This window comes from Acinetobacter sp. ANC5681 (assembly GCF_023488045.1).
GTDB lineage: Bacteria > Pseudomonadota > Gammaproteobacteria > Pseudomonadales > Moraxellaceae > Acinetobacter.
The window spans coordinates 141,759-157,024 of record NZ_JAMFKZ010000001.1; the positions used below are offsets into that span (position 1 = coordinate 141,759).

Below are 15,266 nucleotides of genomic sequence, written 5' to 3' on the forward strand. Positions count from 1 at the left end.
TGATAGCGGGTCAGATTTATACATCTTGTTGGTGTCACAAGCATTCGGCTGGCATAGAGATTGCTTTGTCGTTGGGTATGCCATTTCGCAAATTCAAAAAAGATTGAAATGCAAGTGTATAGATTTCAATTCCTAAGATCTCAGATTTTAACAGGTGCTATGTTATGACAACGCCTAATGCTTCGGTTGGTGTTTTAGAACGCTTATTTAAATTAAGTGAGAACAAAACCAACTTCAGAACAGAAGTTCTAGCGGGTGTAACTACATTTTTGACGATGTGTTACATCATTATTGTAAACCCACTTATTCTTTCCGAAACTGGAATGGATCATGGTGCCGTGTTTGTTGCAACCTGTTTAGCTGCTGCTATTGGTTGCTTGGTAATGGGGATTGTTGCCAATTATCCAATCGCACTTGCACCGGGGATGGGCCTAAATGCCTATTTTACCTATTCGGTCTGTTTAGGCATGGGTGTACCTTGGCAGACTGCGCTTGCGGCCGTTTTTGTATCAGGTTTAATCTTTTTGGCAATCAGCTTTTTTAAAATTCGTGAAGCGATTGTCAATGCCATTCCTATATCGCTTAAATTTGCGATTGGCGGGGGTATTGGTTTATTTCTTGCCCTCATTGCGCTTAAAAATGCAGGCATCATTGTAGACAATCCAGCGACTTTAGTTGGTCTGGGAAATATCAAACAACCTACGGTTTTACTGGCTTTATTTGGCTTTTTAATGATTGTGGTTTTACACCAGTTAAAAGTTCGTGGTGCGATCATCATTAGTATTCTTGCTGTGACTGGAATAGCGACAGCTTTAGGCTTAAATGAATTTAAAGGTGTTGTTGGACAAATTCCATCGATTGCACCCACTTTTATGCAAATGGACTTTGAAGGTTTATTTACTGCAAGTATGGTTGGTGTGATTTTTGTCTTCTTTATTGTCGATTTATTTGATAGTACAGGGACTTTAGTTGGTGTATCGCACCGTGCAGGTTTACTACAAGATGGTAAGTTACCTCGTTTGAAGAAAGCGTTGTTTGCTGATTCAACAGCAATTGTTGCAGGCGCAGCATTAGGTACATCTTCAACCACACCTTATATCGAATCTGCATCTGGCGTTGCTGCGGGTGGTCGTACAGGTTTGACTGCCGTTGTCGTTGCATTCTTATTTATTGGCTGCTTATTCTTGGCACCATTAGCTCAATCTGTTCCAAGTTTTGCAACAGCTCCTGCATTATTATTTATCGGTGTGTTGATGATTCAAGGAATCACACATATTGATTGGGATGATATTACAGAAGCAGTACCTGCATTTTTAACGATTGTATTTATGCCATTTACGTATTCAATTGCGGATGGTATTGCAATGGGCTTTATTAGTTATGCATTAGTCAAATTATTTACAGGCAAAGCAAAAACAGTTCCTTATATGGTTTGGATTATTGCTGCACTGTGGGTATTTAAATTTATTGCATTTGGTGGTTAAGCCATTTAAAAGTTATTGATAAAACCTTTAGAGGGTGTACCGAATAGGCAACACCCTTTTTTATTTAAACGTGGAGTTAATATGAATCAAATCGAGCTGATTCGTGCTTTACCCAAAGCCGAATTGCATGTGCATATTGAAGGGACTTTTGAACCAGAACTGATGTTTGCAATTGCACAGCGTAATCAGATTCAGATTCCGTATCAATCAGTTGAGGAAGTAAAGCAAGCCTACAACTTCCATAATCTTCAATCATTTCTTGATATCTATTATGCTGGTGCGAACGTGCTGGTGCATGAACAAGATTTTTATGATCTAGCTTGGGCATATTTCGAGAAATGTGCTGAAGATCGTGTCGTGCATACAGAGATGTTCTTCGACCCACAAACACATACTGAGCGTGGGGTTGAATTTGCAACGGTACTTGCAGGTTTAAAGCGTGCTTGTAAAGATGCTCAAGAAAAATTAGGAATTAGTTCCCAATTGATCATGTGCTTCTTGCGTCATTTAAGTGAAGAAAAAGCATTTGAAACACTTGCGCAAGCCTTGCCATTTAAAGATGACATTATTGCAATTGGTTTAGATTCAAGCGAAGTAGGGCATCCTCCTTCGAAATTTGAACGTGTTTTTGCTAAAGCACGTGAAGTAGGTTTCTTGATTGTGGCACATGCAGGTGAAGAAGGCCCACCAGAATATATCTGGGAAGCTTTGGATTTACTCAAAGTAAACCGTATTGATCATGGTGTTCGCTCAGAAGAAGATGAGCAGTTAATGGTACGTTTAATCGCAGAAAAAATGCCATTAACAGTTTGCCCTTTAAGTAATTTAAAGCTTTGTGTTGTCAATGACATGGCCGAGCATAACATCCGCCGTTTATTACAAAAAGGTGTGCATGTTACTGTAAACTCGGATGATCCTTCATATTTCGGTGGTTATATGAATGATAACTTTGTAGCAATTCAGCAGGCTTTAGATTTATCGAATGATGAGCTTAAGCAACTTGCAATTAACTCTTTTGAGGCATCCTTTATTTCTGATGATGAGAAACAGAAATGGATTGCAGAAGTAAAAAAGATTTAAATGTAAAAAAACCGCGTTAAGCGGTTTTTTTATGTGTCAGGATTTATTTAGGTTGGCGCAACATACTCAATAAGACATTATCTTTATCAATGATGTGATGTTTTATTGCTGCTAAAGCATGACCGACAATAAGTAAACCTGCAAACCAAGAAAGATAAATGTGTAATGGTTTCACTATTTCAAGCAGGTCAGGATTATCTTGAACTAGGCGAGGAATTTCAAATAAATATAAAACAGGAGCTGGATGTCCAGCACTCCAGCTAAATAAACAGCCGGTAATTGGTAGCGCAAGTAGCATGAAATACAGTAAGAAATGGCCGATATGAGCCAAAGTCTTCATCATAGGTGACATGGTGTTTGGTAGTTTAGGGACTGGGTGGGTGTAACGCCAAAAAATTCGAATCACAACCAGAAAGATAATGGTGGTGGCTATATTTTTATGTAGTGTAATAACATTGCCTTTGAAGCTTCCATCAACGTCATAGCTGAGAAAATTCCCACTGTAAAAGCCGATCAGCCAAGCTGTGATAAAAATAGCCGCCATCAGCCAGTGTAAAATTTGCGCTGTGCGAGTGTAATATTGTGCTGAGGTTGACATTGCAACATCCTAGCGGTGAATATGAGTTTTACGATTTTAAATAGCTCATTTTTCTTCATATACAGTGTATATGTAACAGAGCGTTGTACGTGTAGAGCAGTAAGTAAAATGCAACTTGATTGTTATATTATGTAAAGAATCTACACAGTCATTTCTTTCAAGTCATCCTTTAGGCACAATACGCGTGCTAAAATTTTGGATACAGGTTTGAGTTCGTGAAAAAATTATTCTTTATCGTACCTATGTTATTTGCTTTAAATGGGTGTGTTGCGACAAATACTAATAATTCCACTGCAACAACATCTCAGCAGCTAGGTATGGCTGCATTAAAAATTGCTGTGAATGCAAAATGTATTAATGAGATCAATACATTACCAGCATGGAAAACAGCGACACGTTTAATGACATCTGAGCAACGTGAAAACATTCAAACGAATGTATGTGGATGTGTTAGTGAAAAAGCACCAAATAGTGTAACGACTGTTGAATTGGCCACAGCTGCGATTGATCCTACAGCGCGTGCAACGATTGTGAATCAAGTTGTTTCTAAAACAGTAAATGCCTGTGTCGCAGAAGTGTTGAAGAAATAATTCTGATGAAATGCGCTAAGCAGAGCTAAGTTTGACTTGGTTCTGCTTTTTTAGATGAAATTGATATGGTCTCGTAATTGAAGATCGTGTTAATAGACTTATATGATTAAATTATAAAAATACCTACATTTAGAATAGGTTTTGTATGAATAAGAACAATTTTTTTATTCTTTTCTCTTTCTTTACCTTATTTGCAGATGTTGACGCACAAAGTGCTGAACTAACTAAACTGAAAATGGGTACGTCAGCAATACAATGTGCAGCACAAACCAAGTGTACTCATGATATCGATGATTTCGCGGCTTAGAAAGTTACAAGTAAATTAATGACCAAGAACCAAAAACAACACAAGAAAAAGCAAATTTGTAAATGTGTTGGTAAAAATGCACCTACTGTATTATCTCCATTAGAGCTTGCTTTAGCGGCAGTTGATTCAAAAGCTAGAACAGCATTAACAGGCGTTGCTGTCGCAAAAACGATGAACGCTTGCTTATCAGAAGTGATAAAATAGAACAGTTTAAATAAGTTGTAATTAGTTGCTCTGAAGCAGCTAATCTTTGTGAGTAATATCATGTTTGTTGCTGGTGTAGATGAGGCAGGGCGTGGGCCTTTGGTCGGTTCAGTTGTTGCTGCTGCGGTAATTTTAGATCCCAATAATCCGATTGATGGTTTAAATGATTCTAAAAAATTAACTGAAAAGAAACGTGAAAAACTTTTCTTAGAAATTCAAGAGAAAGCCTTAGCTTGGTCAATTGCAGAAGCTTCCCACTCAGAAATTGACGAAATTAATATTTTACAGGCAACTTTTTTAGCCATGCGTCGTGCTGTAGATACCTTAAACATTCAGCCTGAAAAAGTGATTGTTGATGGCAACCAAATTCCGAAAGGAATTGAAATATTGTGTGAGGCGATTGTTGGTGGGGATGCAAGTCATGCGGAGATTAGCGCAGCAAGTATCTTGGCTAAAGTAACACGTGACCGTCAAATGCATGAACTAGATCAGCAGTATCCTAATTACGGTTTTGCAAAACATAAAGGCTATCCAACCAAAGCGCATTTTGAAGCAATTGCAGCGTATGGCGTGATTGATCAACATCGTCGTAGTTATGCGCCAGTAAAAAAAGCACTGGGTTTATAAATATATATGAGTATCCATAAACAATTAAAGCGACTAATAATTAGTCGCTTTAATTGTTAGAGAAGAATTCTGTACATTAACGATTGAAGTTATTATGTCGAGTAAAATCGTTATTATCTTCTTCAAAAGAAAGTTGATAATCTTGATCAAGATGTTGTAAATGCTCATGCATAGCACGTTCATGTTGGATACGTTGGTAAATTTCCTCACGATGCACGGAAACTTCTTTTGGAGCATTTACACCAATACGCACCTGATTACCTTTTACGCCAAGCACAGTAACACTGACTTGATCCCCAATCATTAATGTTTCTCCGACACGACGGGTCAGAATCAGCATGTTTATCTCCTTGCTAAACGCTTAAACTTGCGACAGGGAATTCATTATTTGAAAGCACAGCCTTAATATACAGAAAATTTTAACAGAAATATGTAAAAAACAGCTTTTTTTCGTAAGTTCTGCCGAGTTTTTCTGAAAAACCTCACAACTTAATATAACAGAGCCACTGGAATAAAAACTATAGTGGCTCTGTATTTTTTACCATTTACTTGAAAGTAAATATGTTTATTGTGCTATGAATTAAGCACGTGCACTGCTTTCGCCATGTTCACGGTCTAAACCAAAAGCAGTATGTAGGCAACGTACAGCAAGCTCTAAGTAGTTTTCTTCAATGATGACAGAAATCTTAATTTCTGAAGTAGAAATCATGAGGATATTAATGCTTTCATCCGCAAGAGCTGTAAACATTTTGCTTGCTACACCAGCATGTGAGCGCATACCTACACCAACAATAGACACTTTTACGATGTCATCGCGAGTGACAACTTCACAGCCTTCAATGCTGCTTGCTGTTTGGTCCAAGATTGCTTTAGCTTTAGCAAGATCATTGCGATTTACAGTAAAGGTAAAATCAGTAGTACCATCTTCTTCAACATTTTGGATAATCATATCCACTTCAATGTTAGCATCACTAATCGGGGATAAGATTTTAGAGGCAATGCCTGGTTCATCTGGAACACCCAAAATCGTTAATTTTGCTTCGTCACGGTTAAATGCAATACCTGCAATAATTGGTTGTTCCATGTCGTCTTCTGCCTCAGTCGTGATTAATGTGCCTACGTTTTGTTTGAAATCTTCATCAAATGCGCCGTCATTGTCATTATCAAAGCTTGATAATACACGTAATGGAACTTGATATTTGCCTGCGAATTCAACCGAACGAATTTGTAAAACTTTTGAACCTAAAGATGCCATTTCAAGCATTTCTTCAAAAGAGATACGGTCAACTTTTTTCGCTTTAGGTGCAACACGAGGATCAGTGGTATAAACACCATCCACATCTGTGTAAATTTGGCATTCATCTGCTTTTAATGCAGCTGCAAGTGCTACACCAGAGGTATCTGAGCCGCCACGACCTAATGTTGTAATATTTCCTTCAGCATCAAAGCCTTGGAAACCTGCGACAACAATCACACGACCAGCATCTAAATCAGCTGTCATGACATCGGTATCAATAGATTCGATACGCGCTTTGGTAAACGCGCTGTCAGTTTTAATACCAACTTGACGTCCAGTGTATGATTTAGCTTCTACACCAATAGAATTCAGTGCCATAGCTAACATGGAAATCGTTACTTGCTCACCCGTAGACACCATTTGATCAAGTTCACGTGGGTTAGGGGTGCTAGTAATGGCTTTAGCAAGCGCAAGTAAGCGGTTAGTTTCACCACTCATTGCCGATACAACCACGACCACTTTGTGACCGTGATCATGCCAACGCTTGACACGATGAGCAACATTTAAAATGCGCTCAGGAGTACCTATAGAGGTACCGCCATATTTTTGAACGATTAATGCCATAGTTGTTCCATATAAGCCATGACCCTGAGAGGCATCAGGGTCAGTTACACAAAAGTGAAGTTGTTATTATTGCTCAAGCCAAGCAGGCAATGCTGCGATTACTTGATCAAACTTCTCGTTAAGTGGCGCGCCACCTTGTGCTAAGTCAGGTTTACCACCACCTTTGCCACCCAGCTCTTGAGCTAAATGTTTGATGATGTCACCTGCTTTTAGAGTTGCAGCGTATTGTTTAGCGACAGAGGCGATTAAACTCACTTTATCACCGTCAACACCAGCTAAAATAATGACTGCATCTTCCAATTTTGATTTTACGCTGTCATGAAGATTGCGTAATGATTTGGCATCTAAACCTTTTACTGATGTGATAAGTGTTTGACGACCAGCAATTTCTTTCACTTGATCTAATAAATCAGCTGCTTGGAAGCTGGCTAATTTTTGATTCAATTGTTCAATTTGCTTTTGCAGACTTGATGCTGTTTCAACAATTGATTCAACTTTTTCTACAGTTTGATCTTTTTGCGCTTTCAATAAAGCATTGATCGTCTGAATATCAGCTTCAGCTTTTTGAACAACTTCAAGTGCTTTGGTACCCGTTACGGCTTCAATACGGCGAACACCCGCAGCAACACCACCTTCGGAAGTGATCTTGAATAAACCAATATCACCTGTGCGCTTAACATGAATACCACCACACAGTTCGATCGAGAAGTTTTTCTCTTCAATAATAGAACCCATGGAAAGTACGCGAACTTCTTCGCCATACTTTTCACCAAAAAGCATCATTGCGCCTTTGGCTTTCGCTGATTCAATATCAAGTAATTCAGTGCTTACTGTCGTATTGGCAATCACTTCAGCATTGACCAAACGCTCAATCTGTTGCAATTGTTCAAATGAAACAGGTTGGTCATTAGCAAAGTCGAAACGCAAAATATCACTTGCAACCAAAGAACCTTTCTGTTGAACATGTTCACCCAGAATTTGACGTAAAGCGGCATGTAGAAGGTGAGTTGCAGAGTGGTTGCGTGCTGTTGCTGCACGAATATCTGCTTTAACCGTTGCTTCAACATTTTGAGTTGCTTTGAGGCTACCCATTGTCACGATACCTTGGTGTACAAAAGCACCACCAGATTTTTTGGTATCTTGAACTTCAAAGATACCGGTATCGTTTTTGAAAATACCAGTGTCACCAATCTGACCACCACTTTCTGCATAGAAAGGGGTTTGGTTCAATACGATCAGTGCTTCATCGCCTTCGTTGATTTCATCAACTTGAACACCATCTTTATAGATCGCAACAATTTGACCTTGACCTTGAGTTGCATCATAACCGTCAAATTGAGTTTCGCCTTCAACTTTTACAATGTTGTTATAATCAACTGCAAACTTACCAGCATCACGTGCACGTTGACGTTGTGCAGCCATTTCAACTTCGAAGCCAGCTTCGTCAATTGTAAGATCACGTTCACGCGCGATATCAGCAGTTAAGTCAGTCGGGAAACCGTAAGTATCGTAAAGTTTAAATACAGTTTCACCAGCAATCACATTGCCTTTTAGCTGAGCCAATTCACCTTCAAGTAATTTCAAGCCTTGTTCAAGTGTTTTCGCAAATTGCTCTTCTTCTTTCAGCAGTTGCGCTTCAATGCGTGCCTGTTGTGCTGCAAGTTCAGGGTATGCTTCACCCATGACTTCAATTAGCGGTTGCAACATCTTGTAGAAGAATGAACCCGTCGCACCGAGCTTGTTACCATGACGCACTGCACGACGAATGATACGACGTAACACATAACCACGACCTTCATTTGAAGGATTAACACCGTCAGCAATCAAGAATGAGCATGAACGTGCATGATCTGCAATCACTTTTAAAGAAGCTGGGTATTCAACTGGTTTATTTTGAGCTTTTGCTTCAGCTTCAATTGCAGTGGTATCCAAACCAATGACTTCAGCGGCTGCTTTTAATAAGTGTTGGAACAGGTCAATTTCATAGTTTGAATTGACATGTTGTAGAACCGCAGAAATACGCTCCAAGCCCATACCTGTATCTACAGATGGTGCTGGAAGAGGGTGCATGACACCATCCGCAGTACGGTTAAACTGCATGAAAACGTTGTTCCAGATTTCGATGAAACGGTCGCCATCTTCTTCAGGTGAGCCTGGTAAGCCACCCCAGATATGATCACCATGATCATAGAAAATTTCAGAACACGGACCACAAGGACCTGTATCACCCATTGCCCAGAAATTATCAGATGCGTATTTTCCGCCTTTGTTATCGCCAATACGAATGATACGTTCAGCATCGATTCCGATTTCTTTGTTCCAGATATCAAATGCTTCATCATCGGTATGATAAACCGTGACATATAAACGATCTTTCGGTAAGCCTAACCATTGTTCGCTGGTTAAAAATTCCCAAGCAAATTTCAGTGCATTTTCTTTAAAATAATCACCGAAAGAAAAGTTACCTAACATTTCAAAGAAAGTGTGATGACGTGCGGTATAACCTACATTGTCGAGGTCATTGTGTTTGCCGCCTGCACGTACACATTTTTGAGATGAAACAGCACGAACATAATCACGCTTTTCTAAACCTAAGAAACAATCTTTAAACTGGTTCATACCAGCATTGGTAAACAGTAAAGTTGGGTCGTTGGCAGGAACGAGAGAACTCGAAGCAACACGTGTATGCCCTTGCGATTCAAAGTAACGCAAAAATGCTTCACGGATTTCAGCGGATGTCATAAAACGAGTACTCACAACCAAGCGTCCATAATTTTTAAAAGTGCTAAATTATAACGGAAAATATGATCCCAACCAACGATTTTACAAGCAATATCATATAAAACTGTGTTTAAGCTAAAAATCTATATTCAATAGCGCTGTTCATGTTTTACCATATAGCATAGAAAAGATGATGTTTTGATGAAAGGGCTCCGCATGCAACGTATCGCTATCAATGGATTTGGTCGAATTGGTCGAAATGTATTACGTGCGTGGTTTGAGAGTCCAAAACAATTTCAATTTGATATCGTTGCTATCAACGACATTGCTGATGTGCAGACTTTGGTACATCTGTTTAAATACGATACCACGCATGGACGTTTTGCAGGTCAAGTTGAAATTCAGATTGAAAATGAACAGATATTTTTAAATATTCAGTCCCATCAACGTCAGTTAAAGCTACAGGTTTTTAAGCAGGCTCAGCCAGAATTATTACCTTGGGCAGATTTAAAAATAGATGTGGTATTGGAATGTACAGGTCTATTCCGTTCACGTGTTGATGCAACTCGGCATGTCGAAGCAGGGGCAAAGCGCGTGATTATTGGCGCTGCACCTTTTGATTCGGTCGATGCTGCAATTGTCTATGGTGTCAATCACCATGATGTGAAAATAACTGATCAAATTATTTCGAGTGTATCTTGCACCACTCAGGCTTTGGTTCCGTTGGTTAAAATTATTGATGATGCCTTTGGCATTGATACCGCTTTAATGACAGAAATCCATGCAGTCACAGCAGATCAATCGGTATTAGACCACGCACATCGAGATTTACGTCGTGCGCGAGCTTCAGGACAAAATATTATTCCAACCACATCGAGTGCATTAGGGGCATTAAAACAAGTCATGCCAAAAATGGAAGGTCGAATTGATGGTTATTCGATTCGTGTACCGACCATTAATGTCGCAGCAATTGATTTAACTTTTGTTTCGCATTCATCAATTACAGTACACAAAGTCAATGAGGTTTTGAGTAAAGCAGCTCAATATGATTATGCGCAAATCATGCAAGTGACAGATGAAGATTTGGTTTCAAGTGATTTTAATCATTCGCCCTATTCTTTAATCGTCGATTTAACTCAAACCATGGTGGTGGGTCATCAAGCTAAAGTGTTTGCATGGTATGATAACGAATGGGGTTATGCGAACCGCCTACTTGATTTATGTGAATCATTTGATTCATAACATTAAATAAAAAACAAAGGATTTGGAGAACGGAATGACATTGATGTTGATTTGGGGTTTTATCGGTCTGTTATTGATTGCGGTTGGTTTCTTATTTTGGTTTCAGTTTAAAAATAAACAGCAACCTGCTGTTGATCCGCAAGTATTGTATCTGGGAGAAAAAGTTCTGCATCTGGAATCCCACCTTAAAAAGAGTCTGGAAATTATGCAGGACCTGGCAAAGAAAATGCACGTTCAGCAGGAAGTGCTGGATCGGACTGTTGCAAACATTGCGGCGTTGGAAAAGCAAAATGTTGAGTTGGTCAATGTTTTGGAAGTGGTTGTTAAAAATGGGAAAAATATGCCCTAAAGTTGTCCCCCTTGAACAGGGGGTTGACAAAATAAAATTAATAAGCATTTGTTTTTGTTAAATATTTTGATACAAATTTAAAACAAGAAAAGACTCTATATAGAATTGTAAAATTTATGCAAAACAATGATTAATTTTTGTTGGATGGTTAAATATTTTTTAATTATTATTTTGACTGAAAACTAACTTGAAGTGTGTTTTGGCTGTTGCTTATTATAAATCGTGCTTCACAAAGCATTGATCACTAAACACATAAGGATAATTGATAATGAAAAAAATAGTTTTAAAACGTACAGCAATCTGCTCAGCCTTATTTAGTGCGATTGTAATGGTCACAGGTTGTAATGATGATAATAGTTCAAATAACAATAATGGTGGGCAACAGCAAACAACGACTGAAAAATTGACAGGGACTGTTGCAACTGGAGCTGCTCTGGCTGGTGCGAATATTGAAGTGGTCAATAAAAATGGCACAACTAAATCAGTTGTTGCGGGGGCAGATGGTAAATTCAGTATCGATGTTGAAAAGGGAGCACCTTATTTATTAAAGGCAATTAAAGGTACTGGTGAATCCCAAGTTACCCTATATTCTTATGCTTCGGCTGCTGGTAATGTCAATGTAACCCAATTAACCACACAGGCAATTTTGGCTGCCAACAAAGCGGATGAAAAACGTGATTACAACTCATTGGCAGAAATTTATACTAATTGGGCAAAACTGGCTAAAGACAGTACTAGTGATGAAATAAATGCTGCTATTGATAAAGCCGCAAAAGAAGTTGTTGCGAACTTAAAGACCGTATTTGATGCAAATATAGATACGAGTAAAGGTTATCCAAACATTTTTAAAACTGCGTTTAATGCAGATTCTACTGGTCTGGACAAGGTTCTGGATCAAGTTAAGATTAATGGTTTGAATAGTAAATGTACGGGTATTGGTAGCACATATACTTGTAATGTGCAGTATGTCGTCAATGGGCAAAACTTTGCATGGAATTATAGTGTTGATACAACAGGTCTAAATGTCGTTGTTGATCTAGGAAATAATCCAAATATTCCTTCAGGAAATTATAATTTGAATGTTACAACTTCTGTGATGGGGCAAGGTGCAACAGTAACAGTGAAGAATGTTCCAAAACCAGCTAATCAAAATGAATTCTGTGGTTCTAATGATGTCACAGCACAATTACCAAATGGTCAGTTTAAGATTAATAGCTGTAGCTTTAATGGTACGGTAGGTAATATCAATGCGACAGTAAATGCAAACGGTTTTAATGTTACCTATGATGTGAAGTACGAGTATAGCCCAGCATAATCAAATCTAAAAAACTTGGAATTGATTTTAGGCAACCATTTTGGTTGCCTATTTTTATGCGGGATTTACTAAAATTCTCAGGTGCATCATATAAATCTTCATGTTACACTACGCTGAATCGGGCATTCACCCGATTTTTTTATGTGGTTGCTTTTTGTGTGGATGCCTCCACATTGAACAGATTTTAGGTTTGAACATGACCATTTCAGAGACATGGTTGCTCCCTGACGGGGTAGCAGATGTATTGCCCGAACAAGCGCAAGTTGTTGAAGCTTTGCGTAGACAAGCATTAGATTTTCTTGCAGTTCGCGGTTATCAATTGGTATATACACCATTTATTGAATACATCGAATCGTTATCTTCACTTTCAGAATCAAATCAAGATTTAGATTTGGTTACATTTAAAGTTATTGATCAACTTTCTGGTCGTTTGCTTGGTGTGCGAGCGGATATGACACCGCAAGTTGCACGTATTGATGCGCATGTTCGACCAATTGAAGGTGTAGCTCGTTATTGCTATGCAGGTACAGTCCTTCATACAAAACCGCAAAACTTCAATGCAACACGTGCTCCACTCCAGTTGGGTGCGGAGCTATATGGTCATGACAGCATCGAAGCTGATGTCGAAATGATTGATGTTATGCTTGGTTTGTTGGAAAAAACAGATAGTTTACAAGGTGTTCACTTAGACTTAGGTCATGTTGGTTTATTCCGTAGTCTGGTTAAGCGCGCTGGTTTAAATAAAAATACTGAAAATCAGCTGTCTGATTTATATCAGCGTAAGGCTTTACCAGAATTAGAAGAATTTACTCAAGACTTGCCAATGGGTACTGATTTTTATGCTCTAGGTCGTTATGCGAGCGATCTAGAAGCTTTGCAAGCACATTTAAGTCCAGATGTTTTAAATGATGTTGATTTTAAAAATGCGTTTGATGCATTGAGAACAACTTTTGCAGAAATAAGATCTCGCTGGTCTAGCCTTGATATTGGCATAGATGTCATTGAACTGCGTAGTTATCACTATCATACGGGTTTGATGTATGCCATTTATGCGCCAAATCGTGCTGCGCCACTTGCGCAAGGCGGGCGTTATGATGGTATTGGTGAACACTTTGGTCGTGCTCGTCCTGCGACTGGTTTTAGCTGTGATTTATATGCATTAGGATCTACTCAGTTTACTGAAATTGAAACGATAGTAGCTCCTCGTGGAAATGATCAAAATTTATTGAAAGCAATTGCTGATGCACGTACTCAAGGTTTAAGTGTAGTGCAATTGTTAGGTAATGATGATTTAAGCTCTGTACCTTATGCGACGCATCAAATGGTGTTGCAAAATGGGCAATGGGTAATTGAAAAAATTTAATTGCTAAGTTTAAAAAGCTTAGCTTCCAATTTTAACAGCATGATGTAATGAGGCTATTATGGGCAAAAATGTTGTGGTACTGGGTACCCAATGGGGCGACGAGGGTAAAGGTAAGATCGTCGACCTGCTCACAGATCAGGCGGCTGCGGTCGTACGCTATCAAGGTGGACACAATGCAGGTCACACACTTGTTGTCGGTGGTAAGAAGACTGTATTACACCTCATTCCATCAGGTATTTTACGTGAAAACGTATTGTGCTTAATCGGGAATGGTGTTGTTCTTTCTCCTGAAGCATTAATCAAAGAAATGGCAATTTTGGAAGCGGAAGGCGTACCTGTTAAAGAGCGTTTACGTATTTCACCAAACTGTCCTTTGATTTTGCCTAACCATATTGCACTAGACCAAGCACGTGAGAAAAAACGTGGTAATGCCAAAATTGGTACAACAGGTCGTGGCATTGGTCCAGCTTATGAAGATAAAGTTGCACGTCGTGCTGTACGTGTAGCTGATTTGATTCGTGGTGGCGCATTACTTGAAGAAAAACTTAAGGAAATGCTAGAGCTTCATAACTTCCAACTTTCTCAATTCTATGGTGTTGATGAAGTGAAGTTTGAAGATGTACTTGAGCTTTGTAATCAATGGCGTGAAGTGCTTGCACCATTAGTGATTGACGTGACCAAAGTGTTACATGATTACCGCAAAGAAGGTAAGTCAATTATGTTTGAAGGTGCTCAAGGTTCGTTACTTGACATCGATCATGGTACTTATCCGTTTGTAACAAGTTCGAATACAACCGCTGGTGGCGTAAGTTCTGGTTCTGGTATGGGTCCATTACATTTAGATTATGTATTAGGTATTACTAAAGCATATACAACACGTGTAGGCGCTGGTCCATTCCCAACTGAGTTGCATTACGATGCTGCTACAGATACAGGTGATGCGATTGGTCGTCATTTAGGTACTGTGGGTCACGAATTTGGTGCATCTACAGGTCGTCAACGTCGTTGTGGCTGGTTCGATGCTGAAATCCTACGTCGTTCAGTTGAAGTGAACTCATTGTCTGGTATTTGCTTGACTAAGCTAGATGTATTAGATGGTTTAGAAGAAATCAAGATCTGTGTAGGCTATGAAGATGTGGATTCAGGCTGTGCAGGTTCTTCTGATGCAATTTCATTTGAAAGCTTAAAACCAATTTATGAAACAATGCCAGGTTGGAGTGAGTCTACAGTAGGCTTAACTCAAATTGATCAACTTCCTGCAAATGCGTTAGCTTATGTAAAACGTCTTGAGCAGTTAATTGAATGCCCAATTGATATTGTTTCTACAGGTCCAGATCGTGCAGAAACCATTATTTTACGTCATCCATTTTCAGCTTAAACTGAATAGATAACGTCAAAAGCCTCTTTTTAAAAGGGGCTTTTTTATTTTTATGGATTTATATATCAAAAATCTCTAGCAAAAAATCAGCTTTTTATTTCAGTCATTGTTATTTCACAGAATGGAAAATCCCCGTTATATTCACTC

General features: G+C 38.9%; 14 protein-coding genes. 10 read left to right on the forward strand and 4 right to left on the reverse strand.

Features of this window, described 5'->3' with window-relative positions; genetic code table 11:
• The first annotated feature begins 164 nt into the window (after positions 1-164).
• Together M5121_RS00675 and M5121_RS00680 are read left to right on the forward strand one after the other, a co-directional pair.
• Positions 165-1,484, forward strand: coding sequence for an NCS2 family permease (locus tag M5121_RS00675; protein WP_249569949.1), 1,320 nt, complete (start codon positions 165-167; stop codon positions 1,482-1,484).
• 81 nt (positions 1,485-1,565) lie between these two features.
• Entirely contained in the window at positions 1,566-2,564 is a 999-nt protein-coding gene (locus M5121_RS00680; RefSeq protein ID WP_249569951.1) for an adenosine deaminase, read from the forward strand.
• 43 nt (positions 2,565-2,607) lie between these two features.
• On the opposite strand, the gene M5121_RS00685 is transcribed toward M5121_RS00680, so the two are convergent.
• Positions 2,608-3,162 (reverse strand): cytochrome b, encoded by a 555-nt coding sequence (locus M5121_RS00685; RefSeq protein WP_249569953.1) that lies wholly within the window; start codon positions 3,160-3,162, stop codon positions 2,608-2,610.
• A gap of 215 nt (positions 3,163-3,377) precedes the next feature.
• Between M5121_RS00685 and M5121_RS00690 the strand changes: the two genes are divergently transcribed.
• The 3 genes from M5121_RS00690 to rnhB all read left to right on the forward strand — a co-directional run bounded on the left by M5121_RS00690 (position 3,378) and on the right by rnhB (position 4,890).
• A complete protein-coding gene (locus tag M5121_RS00690) occupies positions 3,378-3,752 on the forward strand; it encodes a hypothetical protein (RefSeq protein ID WP_249569955.1) in 375 nt (124 codons plus the stop codon).
• 325 nt (positions 3,753-4,077) lie between these two features.
• Entirely contained in the window at positions 4,078-4,263 is a 186-nt protein-coding gene (locus M5121_RS00695; protein WP_249569956.1) for a hypothetical protein, read from the forward strand.
• 60 nt (positions 4,264-4,323) lie between these two features.
• Positions 4,324-4,890: a ribonuclease HII gene (gene rnhB, locus M5121_RS00700; protein ID WP_249570073.1), complete on the forward strand. Its 567-nt coding sequence runs from the start codon at positions 4,324-4,326 to the stop codon at positions 4,888-4,890.
• 76 nt (positions 4,891-4,966) lie between these two features.
• On the opposite strand, the gene csrA is transcribed toward rnhB, so the two are convergent.
• The 3 genes from csrA to alaS form a co-directional block, all read right to left on the reverse strand.
• Positions 4,967-5,230: a carbon storage regulator CsrA gene (gene csrA / locus M5121_RS00705; RefSeq protein WP_004661337.1), complete on the reverse strand. Its 264-nt coding sequence runs from the start codon at positions 5,228-5,230 to the stop codon at positions 4,967-4,969.
• Positions 5,231-5,470: 240 nt separating this feature from the next.
• On the reverse strand, positions 5,471-6,751 hold the full coding sequence (locus tag M5121_RS00710) for an aspartate kinase (protein ID WP_249569957.1): 1,281 nt from the start codon (positions 6,749-6,751) through the stop codon (positions 5,471-5,473).
• A 66-nt stretch (positions 6,752-6,817) separates the two neighbouring features.
• Positions 6,818-9,508, reverse strand: a complete 2,691-nt coding sequence (gene alaS / locus M5121_RS00715; RefSeq protein ID WP_249569959.1) for an alanine--tRNA ligase — start codon at positions 9,506-9,508, stop codon at positions 6,818-6,820.
• Between the two features lie 180 nt (positions 9,509-9,688).
• Here alaS and M5121_RS00720 point away from each other — a divergent pair, with 180 nt between their 5' ends.
• The 5 genes from M5121_RS00720 (at position 9,689) to M5121_RS00740 (ending at position 15,119) form a co-directional block, all read left to right on the forward strand.
• On the forward strand, positions 9,689-10,714 hold the full coding sequence (locus M5121_RS00720) for a type I glyceraldehyde-3-phosphate dehydrogenase (protein ID WP_249569960.1): 1,026 nt from the start codon (positions 9,689-9,691) through the stop codon (positions 10,712-10,714).
• A 34-nt stretch (positions 10,715-10,748) separates the two neighbouring features.
• The gene (locus M5121_RS00725; protein WP_249569961.1) at positions 10,749-11,063 is read left to right on the forward strand and encodes a hypothetical protein; all 315 of its coding nucleotides are present in this window, start codon (positions 10,749-10,751) and stop codon (positions 11,061-11,063) included.
• Between the two features lie 268 nt (positions 11,064-11,331).
• On the forward strand, positions 11,332-12,378 hold the full coding sequence (locus M5121_RS00730) for a carboxypeptidase-like regulatory domain-containing protein (protein ID WP_249569963.1): 1,047 nt from the start codon (positions 11,332-11,334) through the stop codon (positions 12,376-12,378).
• A gap of 196 nt (positions 12,379-12,574) precedes the next feature.
• Complete coding sequence (locus tag M5121_RS00735) at positions 12,575-13,741, forward strand: ATP phosphoribosyltransferase regulatory subunit (protein WP_249569965.1); 1,167 nt, start codon at positions 12,575-12,577, stop codon at positions 13,739-13,741.
• 58 nt (positions 13,742-13,799) lie between these two features.
• Positions 13,800-15,119, forward strand: coding sequence for an adenylosuccinate synthase (locus tag M5121_RS00740; protein ID WP_005160977.1), 1,320 nt, complete (start codon positions 13,800-13,802; stop codon positions 15,117-15,119).
• The last annotated feature ends 147 nt before the right edge of the window (positions 15,120-15,266 follow it).